Source organism: Brevundimonas vesicularis (genome assembly GCF_027105095.1).
Classification (GTDB): Bacteria; Pseudomonadota; Alphaproteobacteria; order Caulobacterales; family Caulobacteraceae; genus Brevundimonas; species Brevundimonas vesicularis_E.
Genome location: NZ_CP114278.1, coordinates 1574885 through 1595716 on the forward strand (window position 1 = coordinate 1574885; position 20832 = coordinate 1595716).

General features: G+C 66.9%; 22 protein-coding genes and 1 riboswitch. Of the genes, 8 read left to right on the plus strand and 14 right to left on the minus strand.

Features of this window, described 5'->3' with window-relative positions; genetic code table 11:
• The first annotated feature begins 23 nt into the window (after positions 1-23).
• The 3 genes from O2K97_RS07880 to O2K97_RS07890 are packed head-to-tail and all read left to right on the plus strand — an operon-like array spanning position 24 to position 1108.
• The gene (locus tag O2K97_RS07880; RefSeq protein ID WP_269221121.1) at positions 24-476 is read left to right on the plus strand and encodes a DNA polymerase III subunit chi; all 453 of its coding nucleotides are present in this window, start codon (positions 24-26) and stop codon (positions 474-476) included.
• Positions 434-790: a hypothetical protein gene (locus tag O2K97_RS07885; RefSeq protein ID WP_017506304.1), complete on the plus strand. Its 357-nt coding sequence runs from the start codon at positions 434-436 to the stop codon at positions 788-790. Before O2K97_RS07880 ends, O2K97_RS07885 begins: the two co-directional genes overlap by 43 nt.
• Before the next feature lie 21 nt (positions 791-811).
• Positions 812-1108 (plus strand): hypothetical protein, encoded by a 297-nt coding sequence (locus tag O2K97_RS07890; protein WP_017506303.1) that lies wholly within the window; start codon positions 812-814, stop codon positions 1106-1108.
• 3 nt (positions 1109-1111) lie between these two features.
• Here the strand turns inward: O2K97_RS07890 and O2K97_RS07895 are convergent, their stop codons facing one another.
• Complete coding sequence (locus O2K97_RS07895) at positions 1112-2038, minus strand: LysR family transcriptional regulator (RefSeq protein WP_269218832.1); 927 nt, start codon at positions 2036-2038, stop codon at positions 1112-1114.
• Positions 2039-2158: 120 nt separating this feature from the next.
• Here O2K97_RS07895 and O2K97_RS07900 point away from each other — a divergent pair, with 120 nt between their 5' ends.
• Complete coding sequence (locus O2K97_RS07900; RefSeq protein ID WP_269218833.1) at positions 2159-2872, plus strand: pirin family protein; 714 nt, start codon at positions 2159-2161, stop codon at positions 2870-2872.
• 72 nt (positions 2873-2944) lie between these two features.
• Positions 2945-3343, plus strand: coding sequence for a DoxX family protein (locus O2K97_RS07905; protein ID WP_269218834.1), 399 nt, complete (start codon positions 2945-2947; stop codon positions 3341-3343).
• A 48-nt stretch (positions 3344-3391) separates the two neighbouring features.
• Here the strand turns inward: O2K97_RS07905 and pip are convergent, their stop codons facing one another.
• The 5 genes from pip to O2K97_RS07930 form a co-directional block, all read right to left on the minus strand.
• A complete protein-coding gene (gene pip / locus O2K97_RS07910; RefSeq protein WP_269218835.1) occupies positions 3392-4372 on the minus strand; it encodes a prolyl aminopeptidase in 981 nt (326 codons plus the stop codon).
• A gap of 26 nt (positions 4373-4398) precedes the next feature.
• Complete coding sequence (locus O2K97_RS07915) at positions 4399-4761, minus strand: DUF423 domain-containing protein (protein ID WP_153924279.1); 363 nt, start codon at positions 4759-4761, stop codon at positions 4399-4401.
• A 48-nt stretch (positions 4762-4809) separates the two neighbouring features.
• Positions 4810-5415, minus strand: coding sequence for a hypothetical protein (locus O2K97_RS07920; RefSeq protein ID WP_269218836.1), 606 nt, complete (start codon positions 5413-5415; stop codon positions 4810-4812).
• A 72-nt stretch (positions 5416-5487) separates the two neighbouring features.
• Complete coding sequence (locus O2K97_RS07925) at positions 5488-8070, minus strand: tipN (protein ID WP_269218837.1); 2583 nt, start codon at positions 8068-8070, stop codon at positions 5488-5490.
• A 139-nt stretch (positions 8071-8209) separates the two neighbouring features.
• Positions 8210-8392 carry a hypothetical protein gene (locus O2K97_RS07930; RefSeq protein ID WP_269218838.1) on the minus strand — a complete coding sequence of 61 codons (183 nt, stop codon included), beginning with the start codon at positions 8390-8392 and terminating at the stop codon, positions 8210-8212.
• Between the two features lie 157 nt (positions 8393-8549).
• Between O2K97_RS07930 and O2K97_RS07935 the strand changes: the two genes are divergently transcribed.
• The gene (locus tag O2K97_RS07935) at positions 8550-10028 is read left to right on the plus strand and encodes a phospholipase D-like domain-containing protein (protein WP_269218839.1); all 1479 of its coding nucleotides are present in this window, start codon (positions 8550-8552) and stop codon (positions 10026-10028) included.
• Here O2K97_RS07935 and O2K97_RS07940 read toward each other — a convergent pair.
• The 5 genes from O2K97_RS07940 to O2K97_RS07960 all read right to left on the minus strand — a co-directional run bounded on the left by O2K97_RS07940 (position 10013) and on the right by O2K97_RS07960 (position 13989).
• A complete protein-coding gene (locus tag O2K97_RS07940; RefSeq protein WP_269218840.1) occupies positions 10013-10750 on the minus strand; it encodes an endonuclease/exonuclease/phosphatase family protein in 738 nt (245 codons plus the stop codon). The two genes, O2K97_RS07935 and O2K97_RS07940, sit on opposite strands and share 16 nt — an antisense overlap.
• 72 nt (positions 10751-10822) lie before the next feature.
• A complete protein-coding gene (locus tag O2K97_RS07945) occupies positions 10823-11500 on the minus strand; it encodes a TPM domain-containing protein (RefSeq protein WP_258522496.1) in 678 nt (225 codons plus the stop codon).
• Positions 11500-12324: a TPM domain-containing protein gene (locus O2K97_RS07950; RefSeq protein ID WP_269218841.1), complete on the minus strand. Its 825-nt coding sequence runs from the start codon at positions 12322-12324 to the stop codon at positions 11500-11502. Before O2K97_RS07950 ends, O2K97_RS07945 begins: the two co-directional genes overlap by 1 nt.
• On the minus strand, positions 12321-13004 hold the full coding sequence (locus O2K97_RS07955) for a LemA family protein (protein WP_269218842.1): 684 nt from the start codon (positions 13002-13004) through the stop codon (positions 12321-12323). The genes O2K97_RS07950 and O2K97_RS07955 overlap by 4 nt, the downstream gene beginning before the upstream one ends.
• Positions 13005-13065: 61 nt before the next feature.
• On the minus strand, positions 13066-13989 hold the full coding sequence (locus O2K97_RS07960) for a bifunctional methylenetetrahydrofolate dehydrogenase/methenyltetrahydrofolate cyclohydrolase (protein WP_269218843.1): 924 nt from the start codon (positions 13987-13989) through the stop codon (positions 13066-13068).
• A 92-nt stretch (positions 13990-14081) separates the two neighbouring features.
• Here O2K97_RS07960 and O2K97_RS07965 point away from each other — a divergent pair, with 92 nt between their 5' ends.
• Together O2K97_RS07965 and O2K97_RS07970 are read left to right on the plus strand one after the other, a co-directional pair.
• Positions 14082-15971, plus strand: coding sequence for a PPC domain-containing protein (locus O2K97_RS07965; RefSeq protein WP_269218844.1), 1890 nt, complete (start codon positions 14082-14084; stop codon positions 15969-15971).
• A 76-nt stretch (positions 15972-16047) separates the two neighbouring features.
• A riboswitch (yybP-ykoY riboswitch) is annotated at positions 16048-16190 on the plus strand.
• A 27-nt stretch (positions 16191-16217) separates the two neighbouring features.
• Complete coding sequence (locus O2K97_RS07970) at positions 16218-16790, plus strand: manganese efflux pump MntP family protein (protein ID WP_269218845.1); 573 nt, start codon at positions 16218-16220, stop codon at positions 16788-16790.
• Positions 16791-16796: 6 nt separating this feature from the next.
• Here the strand turns inward: O2K97_RS07970 and hutH are convergent, their stop codons facing one another.
• From hutH to hutG, 3 genes are read right to left on the minus strand one after another with little or no spacing between them, the layout of a single operon-like run.
• The gene (gene hutH, locus O2K97_RS07975; protein ID WP_269218846.1) at positions 16797-18326 is read right to left on the minus strand and encodes a histidine ammonia-lyase; all 1530 of its coding nucleotides are present in this window, start codon (positions 18324-18326) and stop codon (positions 16797-16799) included.
• 3 nt (positions 18327-18329) lie between these two features.
• The gene (gene hutU / locus O2K97_RS07980) at positions 18330-19994 is read right to left on the minus strand and encodes a urocanate hydratase (protein ID WP_269218847.1); all 1665 of its coding nucleotides are present in this window, start codon (positions 19992-19994) and stop codon (positions 18330-18332) included.
• Positions 19991-20809 carry an N-formylglutamate deformylase gene (hutG, locus tag O2K97_RS07985; protein ID WP_269218848.1) on the minus strand — a complete coding sequence of 273 codons (819 nt, stop codon included), beginning with the start codon at positions 20807-20809 and terminating at the stop codon, positions 19991-19993. The genes hutU and hutG overlap by 4 nt, the downstream gene beginning before the upstream one ends.
• Between the last annotated feature and the right edge of the window lie 23 nt (positions 20810-20832).

A 20832-nucleotide genomic window follows, 5' to 3' on the forward strand; every position in this document is an offset into this window, starting at 1 on the left:
TTCCCCCGCAAGGGGGGAAGGCCATGAAGCCCGAAATCTGGTTCTATCACCTGGAGCGTTCGTCGCTGGATCAGGTGCTGCCAACCCTGCTCGAAAAGACAATCGAGCGGGGCTGGCGGGCCATGATCAAATCGTCGCATTCGCATCGACTGGACGAGGTCGACGAGACGCTGTGGACGTTTCGCGATGACAGTTTCCTGCCGCATGGCCGGGCTGATCAGCTCCATGCCGAGCGCCAGCCTGTGCTGTTGAGTGAAACGGGCGAGAACCTGAACGGCGCTCAGGCGCTGTTCATAATCGACGACGCAGAACTGGGCGTGACGGAGGGTTTCGAACGATGCTTCATTATTTTCGACGGTCGGGACGAGCCGGCTCTGCAAAATGCGCGGGGACGTTGGAAGGCGTTGAAGGGGCAGGGCGCGAACCTGGCCTATTGGCGTCAAACGGACGAAGGGCGCTGGGAAAAGGCGGCCTGATCGGACTGGTTCTGCTGGCCGGCTGTTCGACGCCGGTCTCCGAGGCGCCTGCGCCGCGTGCGGTCGAGCAGGCCCAGTTGAACCCGCCCGTCGGCAGCCGCATGCCGACCGGACAGACGGAAGACTTCTGCAAGGCCGGCGAGATGCAGTATCTGGTCGGCAAGTCCCGGACCGAAATTCCGGTGCCCGTGGACGTCGTCAATCGGCGCGTGACCTGCACCACCTGCCCCGTGACGCACGACTTTTCCGCCTATCGGCTGAATATCTTCTACAACGAACAGACCGGCATCATCGAACAGGTTCGCTGCGGCTGACGCCGACGCGAGGAGACGAGCATGAAGATCATTGTGAGCACCCTGCTGGCCGCCGGCGCCTTGGCCGTGTCGGCCTGCGCGCCGGTCCAGACCGCCGAGCATGCGTCCGGATCGGACACCGCCTTCAAGGCGTGCAAGGTTTCGGACTATCAGAGCTATGTCGGCCGCAACCGCTCGGCCATCCCGACCGCGCCCGCCGGCCAGACGTTCCGCGTGCTCTGCACCACCTGCGCGGCGACCATGGACTATCGCGAAAACCGGGTGAACTTCGTTTATGACGAGGCGACGAATATCGTGCGCGAAGTGAAGTGCGGTTGAGCCTTAGCGCCCCACCGTATCGCCCGGCCACAGCGGTCCGCTGAACTTCGCCGCCAGATAGTCCATGAAGGCCGTGACCCTGGCCGGGCGCGGGCCGCCGCTGGGCGCCACCAGATGCAGGGCGATGGGCGGCAGGCGCCAGTCGGTCATCACCGTCTCGAGATGGCCGTCGGCGACATCCTTCCAGTAGATGAAGTCCGGCTGGGGAAAGAGCCCCAGACCTGCGCACAAGGACGCCGTCAGGGCGTCGGAGTTGTTGGCGCGCAATGGCCCGCGCGGATGCACCACCACTTCTTCACCCGCCGCATTGCTGAACCGCCAGGTGTCGGGGCTGGGCATATAGGCGTAGCCGAGGCAGGCGTGACGGGCCAGATCGTCGGGATGGGTGGGGCGCCCCCGCTGATCCAGATAGGACGGCGAGGCGACCAGGGCGCGCGCCACAGGCCGGAGCTTGCGCGCCGTCAGCGAGGAATCGGCCAGGGCGGCGATCCTAAGCGCGCAATCGAAGCCGCCGCCGACCAGATCGATGACCTCGTCCGACAGGTGCAGATCGACCGATACGTCGGGGTGGGTGGCGAGGAACTCGGGCAGGGCCGGGGCCACATAGGCCATGCCGAACGACATGGGCGCCGCCAGTCGCACCAGGCCGCGCGGCGTGACGGACATGTCCAGCGCCTCTGACACCGCGCCCTCGGCCTCGGCCAGCATGTGGGCGGCGCGGGCGGCCAGGGTTCGGCCTGCATCGGTCAGGGCGAAGCGGCGCGAGGTGCGGTGGAGCAGGGTGGTCTTCAGCTGCTGTTCCAGGCGCGTCACCGCCTTGGACACCGTCGCCTTGGACAGGCTCAGCGTCTCGGCTGCGCCGGAAAAGGATTGGCTGTCGGCGACCTTGGCGAAGATGGCCAGGGCTTCCAGATCGGGCAGGCGGGACATGGGCGGCCTTGCGTCCTGAAACGATGAGTTTCGGTTGTTTCTATTTCTGATCGGTCGCCGATCTCTATCTTGGCGTCAAGCAAAGGCGTCGGACGGTTCCGACGCGAAAGGACGAGTGCGATGATCGAGCGCAGACCATTTGAATCCCTCGGTGGCGCCAACCACGGCTGGCTGAACGCCAAACACCATTTTTCCTTCGCGAACTACTATGATCCCAAGCGGATGAGCTGGGGCAATCTTCGGGTCTGGAACGACGACGAGATCGCCGCCGGAACCGGCTTCCCGCCGCATCCGCACGCCGACATGGAGATCATCACCTATGTCCGCGATGGGGCCATCACCCATGAGGACAGTCTGGGCAACAAGGGGCGCACCGTCGCGGGCGATGTCCAGGTGATGAGCGCCGGAACCGGCATCCGTCACGCGGAATACAACGCCGAGCCGGACCTGACGCGGATCTTTCAGATCTGGATCGAGCCGACCCGGCGCGGGGATGCGCCGAGTTGGGGCACCAAACCCTTCCCCAAGGGCGAGCGATCGGGTCAGTTCGTGGTCCTGGCCTCGGGCTTCGAGGGCGACGCTCTTGAAAGCGGTGGGGACGCCCTGCCGATCCGTACCGATGCGCGGATCGTGGCGGCGACGCTGAAGGCGGGCGACAGCGCCGACTATCTGCTGGGCGGCGCGCGGCGGGCCTATCTGGTCCCGGCGAAGGGCGAGGTCGAGGTCAATGGCGTCCGGCTGAACGCCCGTGACGGCGCGGCCATCGCCCAAGAGGATGTCGTGACGGTCAAGGCGCTGTCCGACGCCGAGATCGTGCTGGTGGACGCCGCCTGATTTTCGGAACAAGCTTCACGGTCGGACCCGATCCGACCGGGAACAACCGCGTTAAAAGGGCGAGGAAAGAGAATGTTCAATCAAGTGAATGGCTGGTCTTCCCGCGCCTTGGCGGCGCTCAGGATCGTCGCCGGTCTGTTGTTCCTGGCGCATGGCGTCATCAAGGTCTTCGGCTTCCCGGCCGGGGCCGAACCCGGTCAGCAGGAGCTGCTGTCGTTGTTCGGCATCGGCGGGGTGATCGAGCTGATCACGGGCCTACTGCTGATCCTGGGCCTGTTCACGCGTCCGGCCGCCTTCATCGCCTCGGGCCAGATGGCCGTGGCCTACTGGATGTTCCACTTCTCCAGCAGCCCCTATCCGGCGGTGAATGGCGGCGACGCGGCCATCCTGTACTGCTTCATCTTCCTGTATATCTTCACCGCCGGTCCGGGCGCGTGGAGCATCGACAATCGAACCGCAAAGCGGTTCTGATTTTTCAGAATGAGAATAGCCGCCGCGCTGTCCTGCGCGGCGGCTTTGTCATGCCTTGAGGCTCGCGGCCCAGTCAGCGGCGCGCACCAGGCTGTCGACGATCCCGGGTTCCGACGAGGCGTGGCCGGCGTCGCCGACGATGTCCAGATGCGCCTCGGGCCAGGCGCGGTGCAGCGCCCAGGCACCTGAGATCGGCGTCACCACGTCGAACCGGCCCTGCGCGATCCAGCACGGGATATGCCGCATCCGGTCCACATTCTTCAGCAGCCAGCCGTCCTCCTCGAAGAAGCCGGCGTTGGTGAAGAACCAGTTCTCGATCCGAGCGAAGGCGACGGCGAAGTCGGGCTCGGCGAACTTGTCCGGCCGGGCGTTGGGACCCTCGACGCTGACGGTCTCGCCCTCCCAACTGGACCAGGCGACGGCGCATCGCTCGCGCTCTGCGACATTATCGCCGATCAGCCGCTTGTAATAGGCGGCCATCAGGTCGCCGCGCTCGGCCTCGGGGATGGGGGCGATGAAGCGTTCCCAGGCGTCCGGGAAGATCATCGAGGCGCCGTGCTGATAGAACCAGTGCAACTCCTTCTTCGTCAGCAGGAAGATTCCGCGCAGCAGCAGCGCGATGACCCGCTCAGGATGGGTGATGGCGTAGGCCATCGACAGGGTCGAACCCCAGGACCCGCCGAACACCACCCATTTGTCGACGCCGCACAGGGCGCGCAGACGCTCGATGTCGTCGATCAGGGTCCAAGTCGTGTTGTCTTCCAGCGAGGCGTGGGGCCGCGACTGACCGCAGCCGCGCTGGTCGAACATGATGATGCGATAGACGGCGGGATCGAAGAAGCGGCGCATGCCCGGATTGACCGCGCCGCCAGGCCCGCCGTGCAGAACCAGGACCGGCAGACCGTGCGGATTGCCGGATTCCTCGTAATAGATTTCATGCACGCCTTCGGTCGGCATCCAACCCGAGGCATAGGCCTCGATCTCGGGGTGGAGCACACGACGCGGCTCGGCGGGCGTGGGGAAGGCCATGGATGCTTGGTCTTTCTACGAGGGAATCAGGGGCGAGAACGCAAGGCCGAAAAGGCCAGGCAGAGCCAGCCGGCGATCATCAGAAGGCCGCCGATCGGGGCCACGGCGCCGAACGCCGGCACGCCGAGAAAGGCGATCGCCGCCAGGGCGAGGCAGAAGATCAGACCGCCGATCGATCCGAGCCAGCCCGCAAGCCGGGCCAGCCCGCCGCCCCCTGTCCACTGTGCGCACGCGAAGGCGAAGACGGCGTGGACGATCTGATACTGGGCGCCAGTGGTCAGCAGGGTCTTGATCTGCGGCCCGGCGCCATGCGCGGCGAAGGCGCCCAGCGCCACGGCCAGGGCGCCGTTCAATGCGGCGAAGACGATCAGGTTGCGACTCACTGTCATTTGGAAACCCTAGACCGAAGGGCGCCCGATGTCTGCGACCCAAAAGGGTTAACCGATGCGCGGCAGCGGCGTCAGGTGGCTGGCCATGGCCGAGGCAGCCGCCTTGACGCCCTTGCGCACCGCGGCCTCATTGGCGGGGGCGGGCGCGCGCAGCAGGCCTATCGACGGCGTCAGAGGGCCATCCGGCAGGTCCGAGAGCACGCGGTAGAGAAGGTAGGAGCCGGCGTCCTCCTCAATGTCGGACGAGGCGTCGGCCTGTAGCCCGGCGGCGGTCAGTGCGCGAACCATGTCGGCGACGGGCGCCGTGGTGCGGGCCACGCCCGGCCCGGTGCTGGACAGGCGGTGCTTGTAGTCGAGAGTGCGGTTCTCAGCGCGCATCTGGACCCGGAAGCCAGAGCCCTTTTGCGTGCGTCCGACCAGGAGGACAGCCCGGCATTCCCCGCTGCCGATACGTGCGGCCAGGGTCGAGGCGAGCTCGTCGGGATCGGCGGCGGCGATGGGCACGGCGCGGGCCCCGCTGGGACTCCAGATTTCGCCCGACAGATCCTCGACCAAGTCCCACCCGTCATCGTCGCCGTCATAGGCGCAGATGATGATGCCAGGGCGGCGATCACCACTGGCACGACTGTCGATTTGGTTCATCGTGCCAGCCATAGCCCCATCCATGACAGTTCGGTGACGTGCAAGAGGCTGTAACTTCCCGACGCCGTCAAGTCCGCAAAAGTCTTAGCCCAGGTCGCCGACCGCCGCATCCAGCAACATGAAGGCGCGACCGCTGTCGGACGCCAGGCTGGACTGAACCGCCGCGCTGTCTCCGGCGCGGGCGGAAGCGTTCAGCATGACCGCGAAGTTGCGAACGTAGCGTTCGGCGTCGGCGCGCAGTTCGGCGTCGCTGAGCACGCGGCGAGACACGCTGCGGACAGCGGCCGGAGCGACGCGACGCACAATCTGACGCGCGGCGTCGGGGTCGCCATTGCTGAAGGCGCGGGCGGCCTCTTCGACGCGAGAACGAGGCAGAAGGGCGTTGGGATCGACCCCCATACGCCGGATGGCGGCGGCGACCCGCTCGGACAGGGCCTCGGCCTCGGCAGGCGAGGGGGAGGGCGTGTCCAGCTCCAGCGGCGCCTCGTTGTCGTCATCGCCGTCGATCAGATCGCTCCAGTCCAGGCCCTTGTCCGCCGACGGCGGGGGCGTCTCTGCGGGCTCGAGCCGCAGGCGACTGCGCAGACCGAATCGCCGCTCTTCGACGGGCGGCGAGGCGGGAGGCGTTGGGCGATCGGTCCGGCGCTCGGGACGAGGTTCGGGCCGGGCCTCGATCTCTGCGGCGGGCTCGCGACGGCGTGCCGGTGTCGTATCGCCCGACACCACGCCCATCAAACGCACGGCCTCGGTCAGCATGTCGTAGTTCCGGCGCACGCGATCCTGGAAGCCGACATCCAGCGCCTCGGTGTCCTCGGCCGCCTTTCGCGAGGCGGCGGAAAGGGAGGCCAGGCCTTCTTCGACAGTGGCGCGCACGGCGTCGGCGCGGGCGCGGGCTTCCTGAGGCAGGCGCGCGGCGCGCTCGTCGATGTCGGCGACGGCGGTGTCGATTTCCGACAAGGCGCTGTTGAGGCGTGCCACCAGGGTTTCCAGGCGGCTGACCATCCGCTCGCCGGTCTCTTCGACCAGGCCGGAGGTTTCGGTGACGATGCGGCGGGCGTCGGCGATGCGGGCGTCGGCGGCGGTGTCGGCCTTTTGGGCCGCGTCAAACAAGGATTCGCCCAGGCGGTCGGTGCGCAGACGCGCCTGTTCGGCGGCGTCGGCGGCGGCGGCGCGAGAATCCTCGGCCGTGGCGCGCATCTGCTCCAGGGCGCGGCGCGTCTCTTCCATCAGGGCGTCGCGCGCCTCGGCCGCCAAGGCCTCGAAGCGGTCGAGGGCGAGCTTGGTGGCGGAATCGAAGCCGTCGGCCTCGCGTTGCGACATATCCACCAGCGCGCGGAACTGGTCGGTGGCGGCCTCGACCAGATCGCGCATGGACTCGACCGAGGTCTGGGTGGTGCGATCCAGATCGCCCGCGGCGCTGCGCGTGGCGGAGAGATGCTCGATCAGTTGAGCGCGCTGGCTTTCGACTTGGGCGGAGAAGTCTTCCTGATCGGTTCGCAGGGCGTAGGCGGCAGTGACCAGGGCGGCGCGCTGCTGGCTGAGGCCTTCCTCGACGGACTGGATCTGCTCGGCGACGCCCGAACCGGCGTTCTCAAGTCGGATGGTCTGGCGCGCCAGATCGTCGGACGCCACGCGGGCGGCGTCCTGCGCTTCGCCTGCGGCGGCGGCGAGGTCGGCGGCACGGGCGGCGAGGGCGGCCTCGGCTTCGCGAAGTTGCGCCTGAGCCAAATCAGAGGCGTCCGCGACCATGCGCGATTGCCGCTCGACGGCGTCGATGACGCCCGACACCTGCGTATCCAGATGGATGCCCAGGGTCTGCATCTGGTCGCGCTCGCGGCCCAGGTTTTCGGTGAGACGACGCGCGGTGCGGCCGGCGTTCTCGGCCGCCTCGTTCAGCCGCGTTGTCTCTTGGGCCAGCGCCTCTCTGAGCAGGGCCATATCGTTGCGTGCGCGTTCCGCCGCCAGGGTGGCGTGATCGATGTCGGAGCGCAGCGACTGAAGCACCTCGCCGGTCTGCTGGGCGGCCAGGGCGGTCGGGGCGACGAGGGCCTCGGCCAGTTGGCGGGCGCGACGCGTCTCTGCGGCCAGACCGGCGCCCTGTCGGACGGCATGGGCCAGCATGATGGCCAGACCCGCAGGGGCCAGGGCGATCAGGGCGTAGATGGCGATCCGCAGCGGATCCAGTTCGGCGCCGCCCGCGCCGAACTCATAGGCCGCCCATGACGCGACGCCGCCGATCCACAGCGCGGAGGCGATACCCGCAATCACATAGGCATGGCGCCCTAACGGCTCGGCCTGGGCCTTGGCTTGAACGGTTTTCACAGCCGGCGGTTTAGACAGCTCGAACGGCGCAGGCGGCTGACCGGCTGTAACGGCCATCTCGATCGGTGCGTCGGGCGTCGGTTTCTTATCGCCCTCGGCAGTGTTGCGCTCTGCGGCCAGAGCGCGTTCCTCGGCCAGCCGCTGCTCTTCCAGCAGGCGCCGGCGACGGCGCTCCGACATCGGAGGCTCGAACTTCGGCTGCACGATTTCGAAATCAGGTTCGGGGATCGGTTCGAATTCAGACGTCGCCTCGTCGGGCGGCGTTTCGTCCGTCGTCGAGAGCTCTATGGGCGCAACGACTTCGTCATCGGTCAGCTTCAGCGGCGGCCGTTTGGGAGACTTCATAAGCTCAACAACTCGATCTCTGCGCGGGCGTCCGACAGCGCCATGCAAACCCTAGAGCATGATTGGTGCGGACGAAACCGACTCAAGTCCGCAACCTGTCGATGAACTGTGGCTTGCGGCGTCACATCTGACGTCGCGATCAGCAGTCGCGCTTGGATTCGGACAGCAGGGTGGTGTTGGAGCCGGTGTCACGACACTCCACCACACGACGCACTTCGCGGTCGCCTTGGTTCGGTTTGTGGGTGTCGACGCCGAACTGCGTCAGGACGGCGGCGGCCAGCAGGGCGATGAAGCCAGCGATCAGTTCGACAAGCGCCTGCATTCTACCCTCCCTCGCAGCCTGTATGGCTACGCTCCTTATGCGCCAAATCGGCGAACGTCACAATCCCGCCCTGAAAGATTGACCGAAGGACACGCGCGTGGAACGGAGGATGCATGCGCTTCGACACCATGTCACGCGAATCAGACAGATAGGTCGCATGACGAACGGCAGCGACACTTACGAAGGCAGTCTGCTGGAGCCAGGGCCCGGCCTGTGGACGTCCGCCGTCGCGCACCGCTTTTCCGTGCTGATGGAAAACGAAGCCTATTTCGACGCCCTGTCGTCTGCGATCCACAAGGCCCAACGCTCCATCGTGCTGCTGGGATGGCAGTTCGATCCACGCACCCATCTGGACCCGGAGACGCGGCCCGGTGACAAGTCGGCCGAAATCGGTCGCCAGCTGCGCATGCTGGTCAAGAAGAAGCCGGACCTGGATGTGCGACTGCTCATCTGGAAATCGCCGCTGCTGATCGCCGCGTCGCAGGGCTTCTATCCGCACAAGGCGCAGCGCTGGTTCCGTAAGCGGATGGTGGAGTTCCGGCTCGATTCCCCCGGTCCTATCGGCGCCTGTCATCATCAGAAGGTGGTGGTCATCGACGACAAGGTGGCCTTCTGCGGCGGCGGCGACATCTCGACCGATCGCTGGGATTCCGACGAACATCTGGACGGCGACCCGCGCCGCGCTCTGCCTAGCGGCCTGATCTGCAAGGCGCGTCACGAGGTGATGAGCGTGATGGACGGCCCTGCGGCGCGTGCGCTGGGCGATCTGGCGCGCGAACGCTGGTTCAAGGCGACGTGGGAGCGCACCATCCCGGACGAGGTCGAGGACGATCCCTGGCCCGACGGCGTGCCGGTGCAGATGACCGACGTGCCCGTCGGCATCGCCCGCACAGAGCCGAAGTGGTCGGGGCGTCACGAGGTGCGCGAGAGCGAGGCCTTGCACCTAGAATCAATCCGGCGCGCCAAGCGGCTGATCTATATCGAAAACCAGTATTTCACCTCGCCGGTCATCGCCGCCGCGCTGGCCGAACGACTTGCCGAGGTGGAGGGGCCGCAGGTCATCGTCATCTCGACCGCCAAGAGCCCGAGCTGGTTCGACAGCATGACCATGGACACGGCCCGGGCCGAGGTGCTGCACCGGCTGGAACAGGCGGACAAATACAACCGCTTCTTCGCCTTTGCGCCCCTGACGGCGGAGGGCGACCGGATCATCGTCCACGCCAAGGTGACCATCATCGATGATCGGCTGCTGCGGATCGGGTCCACCAATCTGAACAACCGTTCGATGGGGCTGGATACCGAATGCGACATCGCCGCCGAGCCGGTCGACGCGGCGGGTCGGGCCTTCATCACGGCGCATCGTCACCGGACGATCGCCCATTGGCTGGGCGTCGCGACGGAGGACTACGCGGCGGTCGAGGGCGTCTTCGGCTCGGTGGGGCAGGCGATCTGCAACTTCGAGACGGATAGGCTCAAGCCGCTGGGCTCGGAGCCGCCGACGCGAATCCAGCGGATGTTCGCCGAATGGCAGTTGGGCGACCCAACGTCTTCCAGCGACGCCTGGCGACCGTGGAAGCGTCTGAACCGCTCGCAACGCACGCGACCGGCGTCCGAGGGGGGTCAGGCGCCCGGCTGAACGACCTCGAAGTCGACAATCAGCGGCAGGTGATCGGAGGCGACGCGGGCCAGGGGCGAGAAGGCCGTTCGCACCGCGCGGATGCGGATATGCGGGCTGACGAAACAGTGGTCGATGCGGATGGCGGGGAAGGCCGAAGGGAAGGTCTTCACACTGGGTTTCTGGCCCAACTGACGCTGGCAGTCCTGCAGGCTGCGGCACAGGGTCTGATAGGGGCGGGTGATCGAAGTGGCGTTGAAGTCGCCGGCCAGCAGGGTCGGGCCCCTGCATCCGCCGACCCAGCCGGATCCAGCCAGCGCGGCGGCCTGAAGCCGCTGCTCGCGCGGGACCAGACCCAGGTGGGTGTTCATGACGTTGACGGCTGTCCCGTCGATCTCGATTTCCGACCAGATCGCGCCGCGCGGTTCCAATCCCGGAATGCCGGTGACGGTCGGCAAGGCGTCGGCGCGGACGAGCCGTTCGGGGTGAGAGGTCAGAATGGCGTCGCCGTACTGTTCGGCCTCGACCCGCATCGCCGGGTGAAAGCGAGAGGTCATGGCCAGACCGTCGGCGATCGCCTCGGCCTGATCAACCCCGCCCGTGCGTGCGCGGCCCACATCCAGTTCCTGCAGGCAGACGATGTCCGGCTCGAACTCGGCGATGACGGCGACGATCCGATCGACGTCCAGACGACGATCCGTGCCGACGCAGCGGTGGACATTGTAGGTAAGAAGGCGAGGCATGAGCTGGCGGCTGTTTGAAAGATGACCGTGGGCTAGGCCTTCTGGCGCGCGAATGCGACCCCGATGCGACGATCAGAGCAGGATCAGATGATCGGGCAACTCATTCGGGTTGTCGGCGCGCGGCGGAAAGTGGCGGGCCAGAACCTCGCCGCACAGACCGATGGCGGCCGCGAAACCATCGACCGGGCGTTCGGCGCGCAGTTCGCGGGTCAGGACGGCGACGGCCTGAGCCCAGGCGTCCTCGTCGACCTTGGCGTAGATGCTTTCGTCGGCGATCAGTTCGACCTGATGTTCGTCCAGGGCCGCAAAGATCAGGACGCCCGTACGCTCCTGAGTGACGTGGACGCCGTGCGCGAGGAACTGCTGCAAGGCGGCCTCCCTGACGCGGCCGCGCCTGACGCCGGCCGGAGTCACAAGACGGCGCACGGCCGGGATACGGGTCATCAGAAAGACGCAGACGAAAACGACGGCCTGCGACAGGGCGTAGAGGCCCAGGGCCTGCGCTGTCGTGGCGTCCTGCGCGGCCTGGTGGGCCGCTTCCCAGCCGTCGCCGGGCCAGCGAAGATCCAGCACGAACGGAACGAAGACGATCGGGGCCAAAAGCGCCATCGCCGCAGCCCAGGCCAGGCTGACGTCCACATAGGTCGAGACCCGACGCGCGACGACGCAGAAGATTTCACCCGACGTCTGACGCTCGGCCGCCGCTATGGCTTCGGCGATGCGGGTGCGGTCGTTGTCCGTGATCTGCATCACCATCCCCCCGAGGCCCCGCCGCCGCCGAAACTGCCGCCGCCGCCGCCGAACCCTCCACCACCGCCAAATCCGCCGCCGCCCCAACCGCCGCCGCCTCTGCCGGAGTTCCGCAGCGCCTCTGACGCCGCCCACAGCAGGACCGAGCTGACATTGCTGCGTCGTCCGCGCCCGGACCGCATGGCGATCAAGAAGATGAACAGGAAAAGCCCGGCGATGATGACCAGAGGAATGATGGAGTCGCCCTTGGTGTCGGCCTGCTCGGCAGCGGCGGCCTGGGCGCGCGCCTGCGCCTCAGCCGGGTCGAGCGAAAGCTGGGTGATCAGGGCGTCGACGCCCTTGATCACCCCGGCTTGGTAATCGCCGTCTCGAAACGATGGCAGGATGTCGTTGCGGATGACCTGAGACGAGAAGGCGTCGGTCAGGATGGGCTCCAGCCCATAGCCGACCTCAATACGCACCTTGCGTTCGTTCGGCGCGACGATCAGCAGGGCGCCGTTGTCGTTTTCCTTCTGACCGATGCCCCAGGCGCGACCCAGCTGATAGCCGTAGTCCTCGATCTCCTGGTCCTGAAGGCTGTTGACCGTCACGACGACCAACTGGTCGGTCGAACTGGCTTCCAGCGCCGCCAGCTTCTCTGTCAGCGCCTGTTCGGTCGCTGGATCGAGCAGATTGGCCTGATCGACCACGCGGCCGGTCAGCGGCGGGAAGTCGATCTTGCTCTGCGCCGCCGCCGGAAAGACGAGCAGCAAGGCTATGACAACGCCAAAAAGGAGGGCGGCGACGCCGGGCGAACGCCGCGCCGCCGTTTGAAGGCTCGTCACTTGGCGGGCGGGGTCGCGCCCGGCGCCACGGCCGGTGCGCCGCCGCCGGGCGCAGAGGCGTTGGCGGGCGGGGCGTTCAGGTTGAAGTTGACCTGGGGCGCCGACTGGGCGGCGGCGGTGGCGGTGAACAGCTGCATCGGCTGCGACCCGCCATGCAGGGTCTTGGCCCAGATCACCTGCGGGAAGGTGCGCAGGGTGGTGTTGTAGTCGCGAACGGCCTCATTGTAGTCGCGGCGCGCGATCTGGATGCGGTTCTCGGTGCCTTCCAGCTGGGACTGAAGGGTCAGGAAGTTTTGATTGGCCTGAAGTTGCGGATAGGCTTCGACCGTCACCAGCAGGCGCGACAGGGCACCGGACAGCTGGCCTTGGGCCTCCTGATACTGCTGGAAGGCCTGCGGATTATCGAGGTCGTCGGCCGAGACGTTGACCGAGGTGGCGCGGGCGCGGGCGTTGACGACGTCCGTCAGGGTGGTGCGTTCCTGGATCGCGGCGCCTTGAACGGTCGCGACCAGGTTTGGAATCAGGTCGGCGCGGCGCTGATACTGGCTCTGCACATCGGCCCAGGCCGCCTCGGCGCGTTCCTGCTTGGTTGGAATGGTGTTGTAGCCGCAGCCCGCCACGGCGGGGACGATCATAAGAGCGCCGGTCAGAGCGAAGGCGCGAGCGTTGAAGCGGACCATGACATCTCCCGTTAGGCAATAGCGCCGTTGAGCGGGACTATTCACCGGCCCAGTGAATGCATCAAGCGTCCAATGGCTCCGGTTGGAGATTGTTGAGGCGGCAGGCGGCCGAATAGGTGTTGGCGAGTAGACAGGCGATGGTCATGGGACCGACGCCGCCCGGCACCGGCGTGATGCGGCCGGCGACCTCGACCGCTTCCTTGAAGGCCACGTCGCCGACGACGCGGGTCTTGCCCTCGGCGGCCTTGACGGGATCAGCCGAGGGAACGCGGTTGATGCCTACATCGATGACGGTCGCGCCCGGCTTGATCCAGTCGCCCTTGATCATTTCGGGCCGACCGACGGCGGCGACCAGAATGTCGGCGCGGCGGCAGACCTCGGGTAGGTCCCGCGTGCGCGAGTGGGCGATGGTGACCGTGCAGCTTTCGCCCAGCAGCAACTGCGCCATCGGTTTGCCGACGATGTTGGATCGGCCGACGATGACGGCGTTCAAACCTGACAGATCGCCGAGCCGATCCTTCAGCAGCATCAGACACCCCAGGGGGGTGCAGGGGACCAGACCCGGCAGGCCGACGGCCAGACGACCGGCGTTGACGACGTGGAAGCCGTCCACATCCTTGTCCGGCGAAATGGCGTCCAGAACCACCGTCGCGTCGATGTGAGAGGGTAGGGGCAGTTGCACCAGGATGCCGTGGATGCCGGCATCCGCGTTCAACTGGGCGATCAGGGCCAGCAGTTCGGCCTGGCTGGCGGTGTCGGCCAGGCGGTGGGTGTCGGAGCGCATGCCGGCGCGCAGCGTCGTCTCACCCTTGTTACGGACGTAGATCTGGCTGGCGGGGTCCTCGCCGACGATGACGACGGCCAGACCGGGTTTGACGCCGTGCGCGACCTCGAGCCGGGCGACGGCCGCGCCGACGCGATCCACTAGGGCGGCCGAGAAAGCCTTGCCGTCGATCAGGGTCGCAGGCGTGGATTGGGCCGACATGGCAGCTCCGTCTGGCGGGAAATCAGGATGGCGGCGATTTACAGCCGTCACGGTTCGGCGTCTATGATCCGCAGCCTATGCTGGAGGAATTCATGAACCGTCCGTCGCTCGCCGTGGCTGTCAGCACCCTGGCCCTGTTGTGGGCGGTCGCGCCGGCCGTGGCCCAGGACGCGCAGTCGTTGCGCATCGGCGCCGATGTGAATGGCGCCCTGACGGACGGCGACGCCAAGGCGTCGGCCGACGAATATCGCTATGACGACTATCGGTTTGAGGCGCGGGCGGGGCAGCGGCTGGAAGCCACGCTGAGATCGGACGCTTTCGACGCCTATCTGGAAGTCTATGCCGACGGCGCAGCGGGCGAGCCGCTGGCGTCCGACGACGACGGATTGGGGGACGGCACTCATGCGCGGCTGCGCTTCACGCCGGAGCAGGCGGGGACTTATGTTCTGAGAGCCCGGACGCTGAGCGGACTGGACGGCGGCGACTATCAGCTGTCGTTGCAGGAACGTCCGGCGCCCCCGCGTGCGCCGCGACCCGGCGGCATTCGCGTTGGGGCGACCCAGAGCGGCGAACTGACGGCTCGCGATCCTGAGCAGGAAGACGGGGGGCGCTATGACGCCTACGCCTTCCGCGCCAATGCCGGCGATCGTTTCGTGGTGACGCTGGACTCCGAGGCCTTCGATCCCCTGGTGCGGGTGGGACGGATGAACGGTCCAGATTTCGTCGAGATCAGTTCGAACGATGATGCGCCCGGCGGCGGGCTGAACTCGCGGCTGACCTTCACGGCGCCGACGGCGGGCGAATATGTGATCCGCGCAACGGCGCTGGAAGACGGGCTGGGTCGCTACGAACTGGGCCTGGCCGAGGCGCCGCCCGCGCCGCCGTCAAAGCCCATCGCGATCGGTGACGAGATCAAGGGCGAACTGGGCTCGGACAGCGCCACGAACGACGGCGGCCAGCGCGCGGAGACCTATCGCTTCACCGGAACGAACGGTCAGCGCGTGGCCATCGAGATGAAGTCGAGCGACTTCGACGCCTATCTGACGCTCCGCCGTGCATCGGACGATACCGTGCTGGCGGAGGATGATGACGGCGCCGGCTCGGGCACCGACGCCCGCATCGCGCGCACCTTGGATGCCGATGGCGACTACATCATCGAGGCGCGCGGGTTCAGCGACGACGCCGAGGGCGACTACACGCTGAAGCTCACCGAAACCGCGCCGCCGCCTCCGCCGACCACGGCGAGCCTCGGGCAAAAGGTCGAGGGCGAGATCGCGGATGACGACCCCCAGGCGGACGACGGCAAACACTATGACGCCTACGTCATTTCCGGAACCGAGGGGCAGCGCGTCCAGGCGATCCTGCGGTCGGGCGACTTCAACGCCTATCTGGAGATCGGCAAGGCCGACGGTGAGTTCGAGGCCCTGGCCAGCGATGACGACGGCCTGGCCGAGGGCACGGATTCGCGGCTGAACTTCACCCTGCCGTCGGACGGGAACTATGTGGTCCGCGCCATGCCGCTGGATGCGGAAAGCAAGGGCCTCTATTCGCTGGAACTGCTGGATCGCGGGCCGGAGCCCAAGCCCGGCAGTCTGCTGGTCGGTTCGACCGTGCGCGGAACCCTGTCCAACAGCGCCGCCATGAGCGACGAAGGCGCGTTTTTCGACGCCTATCGGTTCCAGGCCAAGAAGGATGAGAAGCTGCGTCTGACGATGGTGTCGAACGCTTTCGATTCCTTCATCGATCTGGGCAAGGAAGACCAGGACGGCGATTTCACCAGCCTGGCCACCGATGATGACAGCCTGTCCGACGCGCACGCAAAGCTGGATTGGACCGCGCCGGACGACGGCTGGTATGTCGTGCGCGCCCGCGCCTATGGGCCCAATCAGATGGGCGCCTATGCCCTGACGGTCGCGCGTCAGCCTGCCAGCGCGAACACTCCGTCGCCCGAGAATCCGCCGATGATCATGAATCCGAAGTAGGCGCCAGGCGCGCGCCTTCGTCCCTTGGATCGAGCTGCACGGTTGCCAAGCGCGGGACGCCGCGTGTAGAGAGCCGCCTCCTGTTGGGGAGTAGCTTCCGGCGTTGTCGTCGGGATCGCGTCAACATACTCGCGCTTCGGCGCGTGGCGCGATCAGCGGAACCACCGCCTAGCGAGACCAGCGTGTCCTGACGCCGCGACCGGCCGGTGCAGGACCGCTGTCACGCGTCCGGTCGAGTGCTGTCCCATGACCCCAGGCGCCATCGCCATTCTCTCGCTCAGCATGTCCACTGACGCTTTTGCGGCCGCCGTCGGACGCGGGGCGTCGCATCGACCTGCCGTCAAGGACGCCGTCAAAGCCGGCCTGGTCTTCGGCGTCATCGAGGCGATCACGCCCCTGATTGGCTGGGGATTGGGCATCATCGCCGCCGGCCTGGTCGAAAAGGTGGATCACTGGATCGCCTTCACCCTGCTTCTGATCGTCGGCGGCAAGATGATCTGGGAAGGCGTTCAACCGCGGAGCGCGGGCGAGGATGAGGCGCCGCGCCGGTCCGGCCCCTGGGCGCTCGTGGCGACGGCGGTCGGCACCAGCATCGACGCTGCGGCCGTGGGCGTTGGGCTGGCGTTCATCGGGGCCAATATCTGGGTGATCGCCGCCTCGATCGGCTTCACCACCTTCGTGTTGACCACCATCGGCATGTTGATCGGCAAGGCCGTGGGCACGCGCTTCGGCAAGACGGCCGAGATCATCGGCGGCGTGGCCCTGATCGGTCTGGGCACGGCCATTCTGCTGGAACACCTGGGTGTTCTCGGCGGCTGAGCCGGATCAGGCCGACGGCAGCAGGTCCGCCGCGAAGGTTCGGTAACGACCGGCGCGCACGGCGTCGGTCGCACGGGCGATGTCCGGGGCGAAATAGTGGTCGCTGGCATAGGGGGCTGCGGCTTCTCGCACGATGGCGAAGACCTGTTCCAGCGCCGGCGAGCTGGTGAGCGGCCGATGGAACTCCAGTCCCTGCGCCGCCGCTAGAAGCTCGATACCGACCACTGTCGCCGTGTTCTCGGCCATGTCCAGCAGGCGGCGGGCGCCGTGGGTGGCCATGCTGACGTGATCTTCCTGATTGGCGCTGGTCGGCACGGTGTCCACGCTGCACGGATGAGCGACCATGCGGTTCTCGGCGATCAGGGCGGCCGCCGTCACCTGGGCGATCATGAAGCCGGAGTTCAGGCCGCTTTCCTTGACCAGAAAGGCCGGCAGTTCGCTCATCTTGGGATCGACCAGAATCGAGGTGCGACGTTCCGAAATATTGCCGATCTCGCACAGAGCCATGGCGATCTGATCGGCAGCGAAAGCAACGGGTTCGGCGTGGAAGTTTCCGCCCGAAATGACGTCGCCATCCTCGATGAAGACCAGCGGATTGTCGGTGACGGCGTTCGCCTCGCGCGCCAGCGTGACGGCGGCGCTGGTCAACACATCGAGGACCGCGCCCATGACCTGCGGCTGGCATCGCAGAGAGTAGGGGTCCTGGACTTTGGAGCAGTCGTCGCGATGGCTATCGCGAATGGCGGAACCGGCCGTCAACTCGCGCAGCCGCGCGGCGACGGCGATCTGGCCCGGTTGGCCGCGCATGGCGTGGATGCGATGATCGAAGGGTGCGTCGGAACCTTTCAGCGCATCGACCGACAAGGCGCCGGCGGCGATGCCGGCGGCGAACGCCGCCTCCGCCGCGAACAGACCGGCAAGGGCCAGCGCCGTCGAACACTGGGTGCCGTTCAGCAGGGCCAGGCCTTCCTTCGGGCCCAGCGTCAGAGGCTCAAGGCCGACCTTCGCCAGAGCCGCTTCGGCCTCCAAGGTTTCGCCGTTCAGCCGCGCCTCGCCCACGCCGATCAGGACGCAGGACATATGAGCCAGGGGCGCCAGGTCGCCCGAGGCGCCGACCGATCCCTTGGACGGAATGCAGGGCAGGATGTCGGCGTTGACCAGGGCGATCAGGGCCTCCAGCGTTTCGCGCCGAACGCCGGAGGCGCCACGCGACAGACTGGCGATTTTCAGCACCATCAGAAGACGCGTCACCGCATCCGGCAGCAGCGGCCCGACCCCGCAGGCGTGGCTGAGAACCAGATTACGCTGCAGCGTCTCCAGATCTTCAGGCGCGATGGAGGTGTTGGCCAGCAAACCGAAGCCGGTGTTGACGCCATAGACGGTGCGCCCCTCGGCGACGATGGCTGCGATGGTCGCTGCGCCCTTGTCCACATCGGCCCAGGCGGCGGGCGTCAGTGAAACGGTAGCGGGGCCCTCCAGCACCGCACGAAGCTGCGCGAGGGTGAGAGGCGATTGGCCGAGGGTGATCGCGGTCATGGCTCAGGCCTTCAGGCTCGGAAGGTTCAGTTCGTGCTCGCGCGCGGCCGCGCGGGCGATCTCATAGCCGGCGTCGGCGTGACGCATGACGCCCGTGGCGGGGTCGTTCCACAGCACCCGCTGAAGGCGTTGGGCGGCCTCCGGCGTCCCGTCCGCGACGATGACGACGCCCGAGTGCTGGGAATAGCCCATGCCGACGCCGCCGCCGTGGTGCAGCGACACCCAACTGGCGCCCGAGGCCGTGTTCAGCAGGGCGTTCAGCAGAGGCCAGTCGGAAACGGCGTCCGATCCGTCCATCATGGCCTCGGTCTCGCGGTTCGGGCTGGCCACCGAACCGCTGTCCAGGTGATCGCGTCCGATGACGATGGGGCCGGACAGTTCGCCCGACGCCACCATGTCGTTGAACATCAGGCCGGCGCGGTGGCGGTCACCCAATCCGATCCAGCAGATACGGGCGGGAAGGCCTTGAAAGGCAATGCGCTCGCCCGCCATGTCGAGCCAGCGATGCAGACCTGCATTGTCGGGGAACAGGCGCTTCATCGCCGCGTCTGTCTTTCTGATATCTTCCGGATCGCCGGTCAGGGCCGCCCAGCGGAACGGACCGATCCCCCGACAGAACAGCGGGCGGATGTAGGCGGCCACGAAGCCGGGGAAGTCGAAGGCGTTGGAGACGCCCGCGTCGAAGGCCACCTGACGGATGTTGTTGCCGTAGTCGGTGGTCGGCACGCCCATCGCCTGGAAGTCCAGCATGGCCTTCACATGAGCGGCGATGGAGGTGCGCGCAGCGGCGGCGACGCTGTTTGGATCGCTGACGCGCTTGTCTTCCCACTGCGCGACGGTCCAGCCCGCGGGGAGGTAGCCGTTGATCAGATCGTGCGCGCTGGTCTGGTCGGTGACCAGATCGGGCCGCACGCCGCGCCGGACCATTTCAGGCAACAGATCGGCTGCATTGCCCAACAGGCCGATCGACAAAGGTTTCTTGTCCCGGAACGATTGCTCCAGCAGCGCCAGGGCCTCGTCCAGGGTTTCGGCCATGACGTCCACGTAGCGCGTCCGCAGACGGAACTCGATGCGGCTGCGTTGGCATTCGATCGTGATGCAGGACGCACCCGCCATGGTCGCGGCCAGAGGTTGGGCCCCGCCCATGCCGCCAAGACCTGCGGTCAGGATCCATTTGCCGGACCAGTCGCCGCCGTAGTGCTGGCGGCCCGCCTCCATGAAGGTCTCGTAGGTGCCTTGGACGATGCCCTGGGTGCCGATGTAGATCCACGAGCCGGCGGTCATCTGGCCATACATGGCCAGGCCCTTGCGATCGAGCTCGTTGAAATGCTCCCAGGTCGCCCATTTCGGCACCAGGTTGGAGTTGGCGATCAGGACGCGCGGGGCGTCGGCATGGGTGCGGAAGACGCCGACCGGCTTGCCGGATTGAACCAGCAGGGTCTCGTCGGCCTCCAACGTCTTCAGCGTCTCGACGATCCTGTCGAACGCGGCCCAATCCCGCGCCGCCTTGCCAATGCCGCCATAGACGACGAGGTCCTGGGGCCGCTCGGCGACCTCGGGATCCAGGTTGTTCATCAGCATCCTCATGGCCGCTTCGGCGGCCCAGGTCTTGGCGGTCTTTTCGGGTCCGCGCGGGCTGCGGACGATCCGGGCGTTGGGCGTGTTCATCGTTGGCTCTCGGCGAAGGCGATGCAGGCGGTCAGGACGCGGCGCAGATGGCCGCGCATCGGCTCGGCGCGGTCCGGCTGGTAGGGGCTGGGCCAATTGTCGGGCGACACCGGGCCGGCGGGATCGAGGATGTAGCCCCGGTCAGCCAGTTCCATTTGAATGGCGTGGACGCCGGTTTGCGGACGGCCATAATGGCGCGTGGTCCAGCCACCCTTGAAGCGGCCGTTGACGACGACGCTGTCGCCGCTGACGGCACAGGCTTTTTCGACAGCCTGCGTCAGCTCGCTGGCGCAGGTGGCGTCGTCGTTGTCGCCGATATTGAACTGCGGCAGTTCGCCCTCGAACAGGCGCGGCACGACAGACCGGATCGAATGGGCGTCGTAGAGGACGACCGGACCTCTGCTGCGCAGTCGCTCCAACTGGCCCTGCAGGGCGGCGTGATAGGGATCGAACCAGATCGCACGTCGCTCCTCCGTTTCGGCCGAGTCGGGCTCCTGACCTGCGCGATACAGCGGCTCCCCGTCGAAGGTTTCGGTCGGGCACAGGCCGGTCGTGGTCATGCCGGGATAGAGCGAGACGCCAGACGGATCGCGATTCACGTCGATGACGCTGCGTGACACGCCCGTTCGCACCAGGGTGGCGCCCATATCGATCGCGAAGTCGTACAGCCGATCCACCCACCAGTCCGCATCCTTGCGGGCCAGCCAGGGCGAGGCCATCCGCGCCTCGATGACGGCCGGAATCTCGGTCCCCGTGTGCGGCAGGCCGATCACCAGCGGCGCCGAACCTTCGTGGATGGTCAGCCAGTCCTGCATCCGTTCGGCCTCCCTCGCCAAAT

Excerpts from the sequence above, each read along its gene's own strand:
- O2K97_RS07920 (WP_269218836.1), bottom strand. The coding sequence starts at position 5,415 with ATGGCTGGCACGATGAACCAAATCGACAGTCGTGCCAGTGGTGATCGC.
- O2K97_RS07955 (WP_269218842.1), bottom strand. The coding sequence starts at position 13,004 with ATGGTCCGCTTCAACGCTCGCGCCTTCGCTCTGACCGGCGCTCTTATG.
- O2K97_RS07925 (WP_269218837.1), bottom strand. The coding sequence starts at position 8,070 with ATGAAGTCTCCCAAACGGCCGCCGCTGAAGCTGACCGATGACGAAGTC.
- O2K97_RS07890 (WP_017506303.1), top strand. The coding sequence starts at position 812 with ATGAAGATCATTGTGAGCACCCTGCTGGCCGCCGGCGCCTTGGCCGTG.
- O2K97_RS07915 (WP_153924279.1), bottom strand. The coding sequence starts at position 4,761 with ATGACAGTGAGTCGCAACCTGATCGTCTTCGCCGCATTGAACGGCGCC.
- O2K97_RS07895 (WP_269218832.1), bottom strand. The coding sequence starts at position 2,038 with ATGTCCCGCCTGCCCGATCTGGAAGCCCTGGCCATCTTCGCCAAGGTC.
- O2K97_RS07900 (WP_269218833.1), top strand. The coding sequence starts at position 2,159 with ATGATCGAGCGCAGACCATTTGAATCCCTCGGTGGCGCCAACCACGGC.
- O2K97_RS07945 (WP_258522496.1), bottom strand. The coding sequence starts at position 11,500 with ATGCAGATCACGGACAACGACCGCACCCGCATCGCCGAAGCCATAGCG.
- hutU (WP_269218847.1), bottom strand. The coding sequence starts at position 19,994 with ATGAACACGCCCAACGCCCGGATCGTCCGCAGCCCGCGCGGACCCGAA.
- O2K97_RS07965 (WP_269218844.1), top strand. The coding sequence starts at position 14,082 with ATGAACCGTCCGTCGCTCGCCGTGGCTGTCAGCACCCTGGCCCTGTTG.
- O2K97_RS07880 (WP_269221121.1), top strand. The coding sequence starts at position 24 with ATGAAGCCCGAAATCTGGTTCTATCACCTGGAGCGTTCGTCGCTGGAT.
- hutG (WP_269218848.1), bottom strand. The coding sequence starts at position 20,809 with ATGCAGGACTGGCTGACCATCCACGAAGGTTCGGCGCCGCTGGTGATC.
- O2K97_RS07940 (WP_269218840.1), bottom strand. The coding sequence starts at position 10,750 with ATGCCTCGCCTTCTTACCTACAATGTCCACCGCTGCGTCGGCACGGAT.
- O2K97_RS07970 (WP_269218845.1), top strand. The coding sequence starts at position 16,218 with ATGACCCCAGGCGCCATCGCCATTCTCTCGCTCAGCATGTCCACTGAC.
- O2K97_RS07935 (WP_269218839.1), top strand. The coding sequence starts at position 8,550 with ATGACGAACGGCAGCGACACTTACGAAGGCAGTCTGCTGGAGCCAGGG.
- O2K97_RS07905 (WP_269218834.1), top strand. The coding sequence starts at position 2,945 with ATGTTCAATCAAGTGAATGGCTGGTCTTCCCGCGCCTTGGCGGCGCTC.
- O2K97_RS07930 (WP_269218838.1), bottom strand. The coding sequence starts at position 8,392 with ATGCAGGCGCTTGTCGAACTGATCGCTGGCTTCATCGCCCTGCTGGCC.
- hutH (WP_269218846.1), bottom strand. The coding sequence starts at position 18,326 with ATGACCGCGATCACCCTCGGCCAATCGCCTCTCACCCTCGCGCAGCTT.
- pip (WP_269218835.1), bottom strand. The coding sequence starts at position 4,372 with ATGGCCTTCCCCACGCCCGCCGAGCCGCGTCGTGTGCTCCACCCCGAG.
- O2K97_RS07960 (WP_269218843.1), bottom strand. The coding sequence starts at position 13,989 with ATGTCGGCCCAATCCACGCCTGCGACCCTGATCGACGGCAAGGCTTTC.